Annotated in this window: 10 protein-coding genes; 8 read left to right on the forward strand and 2 right to left on the reverse strand. The window is 67.5% G+C overall.

Annotated features, from left to right (window positions below; genetic code table 11):
- The first annotated feature begins 2 nt into the window (after positions 1-2).
- The 8 genes from J2Y55_RS10380 (at position 3) to ggt (ending at position 9,950) form a co-directional block, all read left to right on the forward strand.
- The gene (locus tag J2Y55_RS10380) at positions 3-788 is read left to right on the forward strand and encodes an SDR family NAD(P)-dependent oxidoreductase (protein ID WP_310151801.1); all 786 of its coding nucleotides are present in this window, start codon (positions 3-5) and stop codon (positions 786-788) included.
- Positions 789-799: 11 nt separating this feature from the next.
- The gene (locus tag J2Y55_RS10385) at positions 800-1,696 is read left to right on the forward strand and encodes a polysaccharide deacetylase family protein (protein ID WP_310151804.1); all 897 of its coding nucleotides are present in this window, start codon (positions 800-802) and stop codon (positions 1,694-1,696) included.
- Positions 1,696-3,240: a gamma-glutamyltransferase family protein gene (locus J2Y55_RS10390; RefSeq protein ID WP_310151807.1), complete on the forward strand. Its 1,545-nt coding sequence runs from the start codon at positions 1,696-1,698 to the stop codon at positions 3,238-3,240. The genes J2Y55_RS10385 and J2Y55_RS10390 overlap by 1 nt, the downstream gene beginning before the upstream one ends.
- Positions 3,240-4,217, forward strand: coding sequence for an ABC transporter ATP-binding protein (locus tag J2Y55_RS10395; protein ID WP_310151809.1), 978 nt, complete (start codon positions 3,240-3,242; stop codon positions 4,215-4,217). The genes J2Y55_RS10390 and J2Y55_RS10395 overlap by 1 nt, the downstream gene beginning before the upstream one ends.
- The gene (locus tag J2Y55_RS10400; RefSeq protein ID WP_310151812.1) at positions 4,214-5,185 is read left to right on the forward strand and encodes an ABC transporter ATP-binding protein; all 972 of its coding nucleotides are present in this window, start codon (positions 4,214-4,216) and stop codon (positions 5,183-5,185) included. Before J2Y55_RS10395 ends, J2Y55_RS10400 begins: the two co-directional genes overlap by 4 nt.
- 633 nt (positions 5,186-5,818) lie before the next feature.
- Positions 5,819-6,556: a GntR family transcriptional regulator gene (locus J2Y55_RS10405; protein WP_310151816.1), complete on the forward strand. Its 738-nt coding sequence runs from the start codon at positions 5,819-5,821 to the stop codon at positions 6,554-6,556.
- Positions 6,557-6,660: 104 nt separating this feature from the next.
- Entirely contained in the window at positions 6,661-8,247 is a 1,587-nt protein-coding gene (locus J2Y55_RS10410; protein ID WP_310151820.1) for an ABC transporter substrate-binding protein, read from the forward strand.
- Between the two features lie 107 nt (positions 8,248-8,354).
- Positions 8,355-9,950 (forward strand): gamma-glutamyltransferase, encoded by a 1,596-nt coding sequence (ggt, locus tag J2Y55_RS10415; protein ID WP_310151822.1) that lies wholly within the window; start codon positions 8,355-8,357, stop codon positions 9,948-9,950.
- Positions 9,951-10,045: 95 nt separating this feature from the next.
- Here ggt and J2Y55_RS10420 read toward each other — a convergent pair whose 3' ends face one another.
- Positions 10,046-10,747 carry an HpcH/HpaI aldolase family protein gene (locus J2Y55_RS10420; protein ID WP_310151824.1) on the reverse strand — a complete coding sequence of 234 codons (702 nt, stop codon included), beginning with the start codon at positions 10,745-10,747 and terminating at the stop codon, positions 10,046-10,048.
- 16 nt (positions 10,748-10,763) lie between these two features.
- The gene (locus tag J2Y55_RS10425) at positions 10,764-11,567 is read right to left on the reverse strand and encodes an SDR family oxidoreductase (protein ID WP_310151827.1); all 804 of its coding nucleotides are present in this window, start codon (positions 11,565-11,567) and stop codon (positions 10,764-10,766) included.
- Between the last annotated feature and the right edge of the window lie 10 nt (positions 11,568-11,577).

Consider the following 11,577-nt stretch of genomic DNA (forward strand, 5'->3'; position numbering starts at 1 on the left):
CCATGTTCGACGACATCAAGGGAAAACGCGCGCTCGTCACCGGTGCCTGCGGCGTGATCGGGCGCTGGATTGCGCAGACGCTGCACGAGGCCGGAGCGACGCTGGCTCTGACCGATGCGAAAGCCGACGATCTCGACGCCTTGGCTGCATCGCTTAACCTTGGTCCCGACAGCTTCACCAAACCCGCGGACCTGACCGACGAGGCCTCGATCAAGGCGCTCGCCGACGAGATCGGCCAGCGCTGGGGCGCGGTCGACATCCTCGTCAACAATGCCGGGATCTATCCCAGCGGCTTCCTGCTCGACACCTCGACGGAGGAGTTCGACCGGATCTTCTCGGTCAATCTGCGCGCGCCCTTCATTCTGACCCGCGAGATCGCGACGCAGATGGTGCGCAAGGGCGTCAAGGGCTCGATCATCAACATCTCCTCGGGCGCCTCGCGCAAGATGCGCCGCACGGCCGCGGTCTATTCCACCTCTAAGACGGCACTCGACCGATTGACCAAGGGTTTTGGCGTCGAGCTCGCCGAATACGGCATCCGCTCGAATGCGCTCGAACCGGGCTTCGCCGCCGGCAGCAAGGTCAGCGGACTGACCGACGCGCATATCCAGAGCACGATCTCGCAGATCCCGCTCGGCCGGCCATCCTCGCGCGAGGATGTCGGCAATGCCTTGCTCTACCTCGCCAGCGACCTCTCATCCTATGTCACCGGCGCGACGCTGACGGTCGATGGCGGCAATTCGATCGGCTCGCTCGCGGTCCATCAGGACAAGAAGAGCGCGCTTTGAAGGAGGCGTCGATGACCCCCGCGACCTTCCCTCGCGCCGGCTATGACTGGCCTGCCGGCAAAACCAGCGCCTTCTGCTTCAGCATCGATGTCGATGCCGAAAGCCCCTATCAGTGGAACCTCGCTCCCGACGCCCCGGCCACGCTCGGGCAGATCGAGCAGCGGCTGTTCGGCCCGCGCATCGGCATCTGGCGCATCCTCGATCTGCTCGACCGCTACGGCATCAAGGCAACGATGTTCGTGCCGGGGCTGGTGGCGAAAAACCATCCCGAACTGCTGCCGGCTTTCGTCGAACGCGGCCACGAGGTCGGCCTGCACGGCTATTTCCATGAGATCGCGACCGAGGCCGGCCCGGACGAGTTCGCCCGCGCACTCGATGAATCGCTGGCCCTGTTCAAAGCCCAAGCCGGTATCGTGCCGAAAGGCTTCCGCTCGCCGGCCTGGGAGATGACGCCGGCCATGCTGGCGGAGGTGAAGCGGCGCGGGCTCTATGATTCCTCGCTGATGGGCTTCGACCATCCCTATACGATCGACGGCGTCACCCAGGTGCCGGTGCTCTGGGCGGTCGATGACGCGATCTATTTCCGCTTCACCGGCAGCCCGACAGACCGTGCCCCGCCCTCCCCGCAAGGCGGCATCCTCGAGGCCTGGCTCGACGAATGGCAGGTGCTGCACCGCGAGGGCCGGATGATGATGCTGACGATCCACGACTGGATCTCCGGCCGCGCCGGCCGGGTCCGCATGCTGGAAAAGCTGCTCGACGCCGTCACCACCTCGGACGGGGTCTGGATCGCCACCGTCGGCGAGCTCGCCGCCCATCACGCCGCAAGCGCCAATGCCGAGCGCTTCAGCGTGCCGCTGCGGCTGCCCGATCCCAGCGGCCCGCTCCGCTTCAGGACCCCGCGCTGATGCAGACCTTCACCGTCCAGAGGCCCGCCGTCCATTCGCCCCATGGCCTCGTCGCCGCCCAGAACCGGCATGCGGCCGAGGCCGGGGCCGCCGTGCTCTCGCGCGGCGGCAATGCGATGGATGCCGCCGTCGTCACCGCGCTGGTGCTGAGCACCGTCGAGCCCTGGCTGTCAGGGGTCGGCGGCGGCGGCTTCCTCGTCCATGCCGATGGCGCGACCGGCGCCACCGAGACGCTCGACTTCAATGTCCGCGCTGCCGCCGGGCTTGACCCGGCCGATTATCCGCTGACCGATGGCCAGAGCGGCAACTGGTTCGCCTGGCCGGCCGTCGTCGACGAGCGCAATGTCTCCGGCTATGGCGCGATCTGCGTTCCCGGTGCGATCGCCGGCTTCGCCGCGGCGCTCGCACGCCATGGCACGCTCTCCTGGGAAGAGGCGCTGCAGCCGGCGATCGAACATGCCGAGCGCGGCCTGGAGATCGACTGGTTCGCGGCGCTCTGCATCGCGATCGACACTGCGGGCCTCTCACGCGATCCGGCTGCGGCGGCGCTGCTCTTGGATGACGGGCACCCGCCCAAGGCCGGGGCCGATACGCGGCGGTTCAAGCCGATGGCGCGCAAGGCCGCACTTCTGCGGCGGCTGGCCAAGGCCGGCGCGCGCGACTTCTATGAGGGGGAGAGCGCCCGCCTGATCGCAGCCGATCTCGAAGCCGGCGGCTCGCCGATCCGCGCCGGCGATCTTGCCGCCTATGAGGTTGCCTGGGCGCCGGCGCTCGCTGGCCGCTATCGCGATTTCGACATCGCGGCACTTCCCGGCCTGAGCGGCGGGCCGACCTTTCTCGACGCAGCCAACAGGCTCGAAAGCGGCCCGCTCTCGCGCGAGACCACGCCGGCCCAGACCGCCCTGCTCTATGCCAGCGCCATCCGGGAGGCCTATGCGACGCGCCTGACCACGCTCGGCCATGCCGCGACGCCGCAAGCCGGCTGCACCTCCCATGTCAGCGTGGTCGACCGCAACGGCACCATGGTCTCCTTGACCAACACGCTGCTCTCGCGCTTCGGGGCCAAGGTCGCGCTGCCCAATGCCGGCATCTTCATGAACAACGGCATGATGTGGTTCGACCCCCGCCCCGGCCAGCCCAACAGCATCGCGGCCGGCCAAAAGCCGCTCGCCAATATGTGCCCGCTGGTGCTGAGCCGGAACGGCCGCCCGGTGCTCGCCATCGGGGCTGCGGGCGGGCGCACCATCTTCCCGACAGTGCTACAATTGGTCTCCGGCCTTGCCGATTTCGGCCTCTCGCTCGAGGAGGTCTTCCATCGCCCGCGCATCGACGCCTCGACGCCATCAATCAAGATCGATGCGCGCGCCGAGGCCGATGTCGCCGCGACCGTCGCGACCACCTTCCCCATCGAGATCGTCGAGGACACGCTCTACCCGGTGAATTTCTCGATTCCATCGGCCGTGATGGCGGCCCCGGATGGTGGCTTCATCGGCATGGCTCATCCGACCAGCCCCTGGGCCGCCGTGGTCGCGGCAACGGCATGATGACGGTTGACGCACCCGTCCTGGCGATCGACGATCTCGTCGTCGAGATCGACGGCAACCGCATCGTCGACCATGTTTCGCTTGCGGTCGGCTCCGGCCGCATCCTCGCCATCGTCGGCGAATCCGGCTGCGGCAAGAGCCTGACGGCCCTGTCGGTGCTCGGCCTGCTGCCGAAGGCGGCACGGATCCAGCAGGGTGCTATCCGGTTGAACGGGCGCGACCTGACCGGCCTTGATGAGGCCGCGCTCTCGGATGTGCGGGGCAATGAGGCGACGATCATCTTCCAGGAGCCGGTCGCCTCGCTGAACCCGCTGATGCGCGTCGGCGAGCAGGTCGAGGAAGCCTTGATCCTGCATCGCGGACTCCAGGGCAAAGCCGCGCGCACAGAGGCCATCGCGATGATGAGTCGTGTCGGCATTCCCGATGCGGCCAGGCGCGCGCGGCAATATCCATTCGAGCTCTCCGGCGGCATGTGCCAGCGCATCATGATCGCCTCGGCGCTGATCTGCCGCCCGGCCCTGCTGATCGCCGACGAGCCGACGACCGCGCTCGACGTGACCATCCAGGCGCAGATCCTCGAGCTGATGCGCCGCCTGCGCGAGGAAGTCGGCACCGCGATCGTGCTGATCACCCATGACATGGGCGTCGTCGCCGATCTCGCCGACGATGTCTGCGTGATGTATGGCGGCCGCATCGTCGAAAGCGGGCCGGTCGAGCCGATCTTCGCCGCGCCGCGCCACCCCTATACCAAGCTCCTGCTGGCGACGATCCCGACATTGCAGGGCCAGCGCAAGGCAATCTTGCGCACCATCGAGGGCATGGTGCCCAGCGCCGGCGCCTGGCCGGAAGGCTGCCGCTTCCGCACGCGCTGCCCGCTCGCCGACGAGGCTTGCCTTGAGCCGCCGCCCTTGGCGCCGGTCGAGGCCGGCCACGCGGCCGCCTGCTGGCATTCGGCCCGCGTCGAGGCGCTGGCATGAGCGCGCCGCTGCTGCAGGTCCGCGACCTCAAGGTCCATTTCAAGCTGCGCCAGGGCGTCGGTGCGCGAGGCGGCGTGGTCAAGGCAGTGGACGGCGTCTCCTTCGACGTCCATGCCGGGCGCACGCTCGCGCTGGTCGGCGAATCCGGCTGCGGCAAGTCGACCACGGCCTATGCCGTGATCGGGCTGGAGCAGGCGACCGGCGGCACCATCCTGTTCGACGGGCGCGACGTCACCGGGCTCAAAGGCCGCGACCGGGCGGCCTTGGCGCAGGAGATCCAGATCGTCTTCCAGGATCCCAGTGCCGCGCTCGACCCGAAGATGAGCATCAGCGACAGCATCGCCGAGCCGCTCGCCATCGCCGGCTGGTCGCGCAACGACCGGCGCAGACGGGTGATCGAACTGCTCGACCGGGTCGGCCTGCCCTCGGCCTTCAGCGAGCGCCTGCCGAGCGCGCTCTCGGGCGGACAGCGCCAGCGCGTCGTCATCGCCCGCGCCTTGGCGCTATCGCCGCGCCTCCTGATCCTCGACGAGCCGGTCTCGGCGCTCGACGTCTCGATCCGCTCGCAGGTGCTCAATCTGCTGCTAGAGCTGCAGCGCGAGCTCGATCTCGCCTATCTCTTCATCTCACATGACCTCTCGGTGGTTCGGCACATCGCCGACGAGGCGATGGTGCTCTATCTCGGCACGGTCGCGGAAAGCGGGCCGATCGACGCGATGTTCGAGGCACCACGGCACCCCTATACGCAGGCGCTGCTCTCGGCGATCCCGCTGCCGGACCCGGTCCTGCAGCGCCGCCGCGAAAAGATCATCCTGACCGGCGACCTGCCGAGCCCGCTCTCGCCGCCGCCGGGCTGCCCCTTCATCAGCCGCTGCCCGATCCGCGTCGATATCTGCGCGACAACGCGCCCTGCCCTGAAAGACGCGCAGTCTGGAACCCAGGCCGCCTGCTTCGTCAGGGCGGCGTGAGTGCCTCGATATCGTTTATCCTCGGCACCACGCCGTCATCCTGGGCGTAGCGAAGCGGAGCGCCGTCTGACACCTTTCCTCGCGAGCGCAAGCCGAACACTCTTGCCGAATAACCCTTTTGTTGCCGAGACAAGCGCGGGGAACCCTCTCCTGTAAGGAGAGGGCAGGGGGAGGTGTCGGCACCTGGACCAGTTGCGCGATGTCCTGACAGCGATGCGGCGGTGAAGGCACGGCCAAAGCGTCAAACGGCCTACCCCTCACCCCTGCCCCTCTCCCTCCGGGAGAGGGGTTCCCCGCGCCCTGCTTGTCGAAGTTCAGGAATGCCTCCCGGGTCTGCGCGGAGCCTCTCCTTGGGCCGATCGAAGACGGACCCGAGGGCTACGCCCAGGATGACGGCATGGTTCCGAGGACAAACAGCAAGGCCCGGCGGCAACGCCCGACGCACGATACAGCCGGCCCCCGACGGCTCGCGCTGCAGGGCGCTCATACAGACAGGCCAAAAGTTCAGGCGCTGTTGCGCAGCATTGCGGCAGGCCGGACGCTTGCCTTCTGTCCCCTTCGATTGCATCACTGGATACAGTGATGCAATCGAGCGCTGCCGTCCCTGGCAGCGCTCTCGCAGGGAGCGAGTCCATGAGCTTTGGACGAACACCTTCCGCCGCCACGGCGCAGGAGGAGGCCTATCTTGCGATTCTCCAGGCCATCCGCGTCGGGCGTTATCAGCCGGGCGAGCGGCTGATCCCGGAGACGATCGCGCAGGAACTGGCGATGAGCCGCATGCCGGTGCGCGAGGCGTTCCAGCGCCTCGCCAATGAAGGCCTCGTCATGATCCGGCCCAACCGCGGCTGTGTGGTGTCCGGCCTGACCATCGACGAGATCTTCGAGAGCTTCGAGATGCGCTCGGTGCTCGAGGGGCTGGCGGTCCGCCTCGCCATGCCACGCGTCGACGCCGCGGTGCTGGCCGAACTCGACAGCTTCATCCAGCGGATGGAGCGCAGCGGCGAAGCCGGCGGCGGCGATTGGCTGAGCCATCACCAGGCCTTCCACGAATATATCTGCGGGCTCAGCGGCCGGCCGAAGCTCATGCGGCAGATCTCGGCGCTGCATATCGCCGTCGAGCCCTATATGCGCGTCTGGCTCCACCATATCGACCGGCCGCGCACCGCCACGCAGACCCAGCATGTCGTGGTCGAGGCGATGAAGACGGGCGATGCCGCCTTCGCCGAACAGACCATGCGCGACCACGTCATGCGCACGGCGCCGCGCCTCGCCGAATTCCTGCGCAGCGGCAATCTCGCGAACGGCAATCTCGCTGGTGGCAAGCCACGCCGCGCCGGCCAAGTAGCTTCGAGCGCACTGCAACTGCCTTAGCCACGCATCGGGAGGGATGCGCCAAAGCGATCCGATTTCAGGCGCGACAAGGGCCCGCAGCGGCCTGCACGCCATGCACAAGACATCAATAACAGGGGAATGACATGGACAGACGCCAGTTTCTGAAAGCCTCCGCCGCCGCAACCTTTCTGCCCGCGGCGCCGCATCTCGCGCTTGCGCAGGACGCCAGGACTCTGCGTTTCGTGCCCTATTCCGACGTCGCGATCATCGACCCGATCTGGACGACCGGCTATTCGACCCGCACCCATGCGCTGCTGGTCTGGGACACGCTTTATGGGCTCGACGAGGCCCTGCAGCCGCAGCCGCAAATGGTTGAAGGCCATGTCGTCGACGATGACGGCAAGCGCTGGACCCTGACGCTGCGGCCGGGCCTGGTCTTCCATGACGGAGCCAAGGTGTTGGCGCGCGACGCCGTCGCCTCGATCAAGCGCTGGGGCGCGCGCGATGCCTTCGGCCAATCTCTGATGGCAGTGACCGACGAGCTCTCGGCGCCCGACGACCGCACCATCGTCTTCCGGCTCAAAAAGCCCTTCCCGCTGCTGCCGGCGGCGCTGGCGCGCCCGAGCGCGCTCGTCGCCGCGATCATGCCAGAGCGCCTGGCCGAGACCGACCCGTTCAAGCAGATTCCGGAGGCGATCGGCTCCGGCCCGTTCCGCTATGTCAAGGAAGAGCGCGTCTCGGGCGCCCGCCATGTCTATGCCCGTCACCAGGGCTATGTGCCGCGTCCCAGCGGCACGCCGAGCTTCACGGCCGGGCCGCGCACGCCTTATCTCGATCGCATCGAGTTCAATGTCATGCCGGACCCCGCGACAGCGGTCTCGGCGCTCCAGACCGGAGCCGTGGACTGGATCGAGCAGCCGCTGATCGACCTGCTGCCGCTGCTGCGGAAGGACCCCAACATCGTCGTCGAGGTCAAGGATCCGAGCGGCATGGCTGGCCAACTGCGCCTCAACCATACCCAGGCGCCGTTCAACAACCCGGCCATCCGGCGCGTGATCCTCAAGGCCATCGACCAGCAGGCCTGCATGGACGCGGTCTGCGGCGGCGATCCCAAGGTCGAGCGCAGCAGCATGGGTTTCTTTCCCGGCAACTCGCCGATGGCGTCGGACGCCGCAGCGTCGGTACTGAAAGGGCCGAAGGATTTCGGCAAGCTCAAGCAGGAGCTGACTGACGCTGGCTATAAGGGCGAGCGGATCGTCTTCCTCGCGGCCCAGGACGTGCCGCGCATCTCGCTGGTTTGCGATGTTGCGGCCGACGCCTTGCGTCAGATCGGTGCGAATGTCGACTTCGTCGCGGCCGATTGGGGCACTGTCCTCCAGCGCATCACCAATCGCACCCCGATCGAGCAAGGTGGCTGGAGCTGCTACGTCACCTATTGGTCGGGCCTCGATCTCGGCTCGCCGGCGACGAGCTCGCCCTTGCGCGGCAATGGCCCCAAGGCCGGCCCCGGCTGGCCCGAAAGCCCGCAGATCGAGGCGCTGCGCGCCCGCTGGCTCGAGGCAGCTACTCTGGCAGAGCAGAAAGCGATCGCCCGCGAGATCGAACTGCAGGCGATGCAGGATGTGCCCTATGTCCCGGCTGGGCAGTATTTCCAGCCCGTCGCCTATCGCAAGAACTTGACCGGCATGCTGAACGGCGTTCCCGTCTTCACCAATCTGCGCAAGGGCTGAGAACGCAGGCCCGGAGGGCAGCAACACTGCCGTCCGGGCGAGCCCGTCATTGATGAACCCACCGCCGTCGGCGTCGATGCCTGCGGCCAACCAAGATCAGGCCTGCCATGCGTGACTTCGAGCTTCCCGGACGTTCCCTCGCCATCGGTCGCGAGGCGATGGCCGCCACCTCGCATCCGGCGGCGACACTCGTCGCCATCGACATCCTGCGCGCCGGCGGCAATGCGGTCGATGCGGCAGTCGGCGCCTGCGCCGTGCAATGCGTCGTCGAGGCGGGCTCGACCGGCATCGGCGGCGACTGCTTCGCCCTGATCTCGAAGGGCGGCAGCACCGATATCCGCGGCTATAACGGCTCGGGCCGCACGCCCACTGCAGCCACGCTCGACTGGTACCGCGCGGCCGGAATCACCACGCTCGAACGGCACTCGCCCCATGCCGTGACGGTGCCGGGCGCCGTCGACGCCTGGACGCGGCTGGTCAAGGATCATGGCCGGATGCCGCTCGCCGAGATCCTGCAGCCGGCGGTCAAGCTCGCCCGCGACGGTTACGCGATCACGCCGCGCGTCGCCTATGACCTCGGCAACCAGCGCGATCTGCTGCGGCAGGATGCCAATGCGGCCGCGACCTTCCTGGTCAATGGCGAGGCTCCGGCTGCCGGCACGGTCCAGCACCAGCCCCATCTGGCAGCGACTCTGGAGGCGATCGGCCGCGACGGGCGGGACGCCTTCTACCGCGGCGCGGTCGCCGCCGAGATCGTGGACTATCTCAAGGCGGCTGGAGGCCTGCACACGCTGGAGGATTTCGCTACGGCCGAGGGCGAATACGTCACGCCGATCAGCACGCAGTTCCGCGGCCGCACCGTTTATGAAATCCCGCCCAACGGCCAGGGCATCGTCGCCCTGATGATCATGAAGATCCTCGAGCGCTTCACGCCGAAGCCCGATCCGCTTGCCGTGGAGAACCTGCATATCGAGGTCGAGGCAACGCGCCTGGCCTATGCCGCGCGCGACCAGTTCGTCGCCGACATGGCGCTCAGCCATGTGCCGGTCGACTATCTGCTCTCGGACGCGCTTGCCGATGAGCTCGCCGCCCGGATCGACCCGGCGCGCGCGACCGCGCCGCTGCCGGCTTTGACAGGCGGCGCCGAGCATCGCGACACGGTCTACATCTCCGTCGTCGACAAGGACCGCAATGCAGTCAGCTTCATCAACTCGATCTTCCATCCCTATGGCAGCGGGTTGCTGACGCCGAAATCGGGCGTGCTTCTCCATAACCGCGGCCAGAGCTTCGTGCTCGAACAGGGCCACCCGAACGCGGTCGGCCCACGCAAGCGCCCGATGCACACGATCATCCCTGCCATGCTTGCGCAGGATGGCAAGGTCTGCCTGTCCTTCGGCGTGATGGGCGGGCATTACCAGGCGATGGGCCATGCCCATTTCCTGTCGAAGCTGTTCGACCACGGCCTCGACCTGCAGAGCGCGATCGACCTGCCGCGGCTGTTCCCGCTGCCCGGCACCGCGACCGTCGAGCTCGAAGGCCGCCTGCTGGCGTCCTGCGGGCCTGCACTCGAAAGCCGGGGCTTCAAGGTTCAGCCCGCCAAGACGCCGATCGGCGGCGCCCAGGCGATCTGGATCGATTGGGAGAACGGCACGCTGCTCGGCGGCTCCGACCCGCGCAAGGACGGCTGCGCGCTCGGTATCTGATCAGGAGCCGGAGGCGCCTGATCGACCTGGAGTGCCCGGATGGCTCAACACAGAGTGAGCGCCGGGCACGATGCAGGGCCTTAAGCGCAGCGAAATTACCCCGCGAGCAAGCCGGCCAGCTGGTTCATCCCGATACGGAGAAACGGGTCGGAGTGAACGTAGAAATACTGCACGCCCTTGTCTCGCCAGAACGGCAATTCATCGGCGGTTGCCAATGTGCCGGCGACCTTGCCCGCCCCGCGGATCGCCTTGACGGCCTCCGCGACCTTGTCGACAACCGCTTGCGGGCGCGGCTGGCCGAAAGGCGGCGCGGGCGGATAGCCCATGTTCTGTGAGAGATCTCCGGGGCCGATGAAGAAGACGTCGATCCCCTCGACGGCAAGCAGCGCATCGATGCCCTCGATCGCCTCCAAGGTCTCGATCATGCCGATGACGAGCCGCTTCTCATGATCGGCAAAGCAGCCATAGCGGACGGCATCGACCACGCCGCGTGCCTGCTCGGCCGTGTCGATCATCGGCACCATCAGCCCGTCCGCGCCTGCGTTGAGATAGCGGATCAAAAGGGAGCGCTGGTGGCAGTCCGGCCGAACGATCGCCGCACCGCCAGCGCCCCGGATCGCCTGGGCGGTGAGGCGGACATCCTCAAAACTCCAGGTGCCGTGCTCGCAATCGAGAAAGATCGCATCGGCGCCCAGCTCGGTCAGCCTGACGGCATGGCCGGGGGACAGATGATGTGTCGCCAGCATGCTGACGCATTCGCCCCGGCTCAATTTGCCGCGCAGCTTGGCTCCGTTCATCGTCTTGTCCTCGCTCTCAGCGCATGGGCTTGTCAGGCGTGTCGTCGGGCGCGCCGACCCAGCGCGCGGTCTCGATATCGGCGGAGGTGTCGCGCATCCGCGTCGGGCAGATGTGGAGTTCGGGGATCATCGCGCCGGGCTGAAGGCTGGCGCAGAGCAGGACGGCGCGCGCCACGTCATGGGCATCGAGCATGATGGCGCGTTCTTCCGCCAGCGGCGGCCGGGCGCGGTTGTTCATGATCGGCGTATCGGTTTCGCCCGGCAGGATCGTCGTCGCGCGGATGCCCTGGTTGCGATAGGTGTTGTGCAGGAAGCCCATGAAGTTCTTCACGCCGGCTTTGGCCGCGCCATAGGCCGCTCCGCCCAGCAGATTGGGATTGAGCGCAGCCAGCGACGAAACCGTGATGATGGTGCCTTCGCCGCGCGCGATCATCGCCGGCAGCACCGCCTGCGTCAGCGAGAACACCGCGGTTAGGTTGACGTTCAGCGTTGCGTTCCACTCCGCTTCGGACAGGAAGCGGGCATTCAGGACCTTGCTGGCGCTGCCGGCATTGTTGACGAGAATATCGATCGGGCCGAGCTCGGCCTCGATGGCCGCGACAGTCGCGACGATGGCGCTGCGGTCGGCGATATCGAGAGTGCGACTGACAGCCTGCCCGCCCTGTTCCACAATCACCTTGGCGACCTCATCGAGCGGGCCGGCTCGCCGTCCGGTCAGCACCACGGTTGCCCCCTCGCGCGCCAAGAGGATCGCGCTCTCACGCCCAATCCCGGTGCCGGCCCCCGTGACGAGCGCGATCTTGCCCTTGAGCAGTGCCATGATCTCTCCC

It is taken from the genome of Allobosea sp. BE125 (assembly GCF_031456075.1).
Lineage (GTDB): Bacteria > Pseudomonadota > Alphaproteobacteria > Rhizobiales > Beijerinckiaceae > Allobosea.

What these genes read in the sequence shown, in the direction of transcription:
- J2Y55_RS10410 (WP_310151820.1), top strand. Translation starts at nt 6,661, where the DNA reads ATGGACAGACGCCAGTTTCTGAAAGCCTCCGCCGCCGCAACCTTTCTG.
- J2Y55_RS10390 (WP_310151807.1), top strand. Translation starts at nt 1,696, where the DNA reads ATGCAGACCTTCACCGTCCAGAGGCCCGCCGTCCATTCGCCCCATGGC.
- ggt (WP_310151822.1), top strand. Translation starts at nt 8,355, where the DNA reads ATGCGTGACTTCGAGCTTCCCGGACGTTCCCTCGCCATCGGTCGCGAG.
- J2Y55_RS10425 (WP_310151827.1), bottom strand. Translation starts at nt 11,567, where the DNA reads ATGGCACTGCTCAAGGGCAAGATCGCGCTCGTCACGGGGGCCGGCACC.
- J2Y55_RS10395 (WP_310151809.1), top strand. Translation starts at nt 3,240, where the DNA reads ATGACGGTTGACGCACCCGTCCTGGCGATCGACGATCTCGTCGTCGAG.
- J2Y55_RS10400 (WP_310151812.1), top strand. Translation starts at nt 4,214, where the DNA reads ATGAGCGCGCCGCTGCTGCAGGTCCGCGACCTCAAGGTCCATTTCAAG.
- J2Y55_RS10380 (WP_310151801.1), top strand. Translation starts at nt 3, where the DNA reads ATGTTCGACGACATCAAGGGAAAACGCGCGCTCGTCACCGGTGCCTGC.
- J2Y55_RS10405 (WP_310151816.1), top strand. Translation starts at nt 5,819, where the DNA reads ATGAGCTTTGGACGAACACCTTCCGCCGCCACGGCGCAGGAGGAGGCC.
- J2Y55_RS10420 (WP_310151824.1), bottom strand. Translation starts at nt 10,747, where the DNA reads ATGAACGGAGCCAAGCTGCGCGGCAAATTGAGCCGGGGCGAATGCGTC.
- J2Y55_RS10385 (WP_310151804.1), top strand. Translation starts at nt 800, where the DNA reads ATGACCCCCGCGACCTTCCCTCGCGCCGGCTATGACTGGCCTGCCGGC.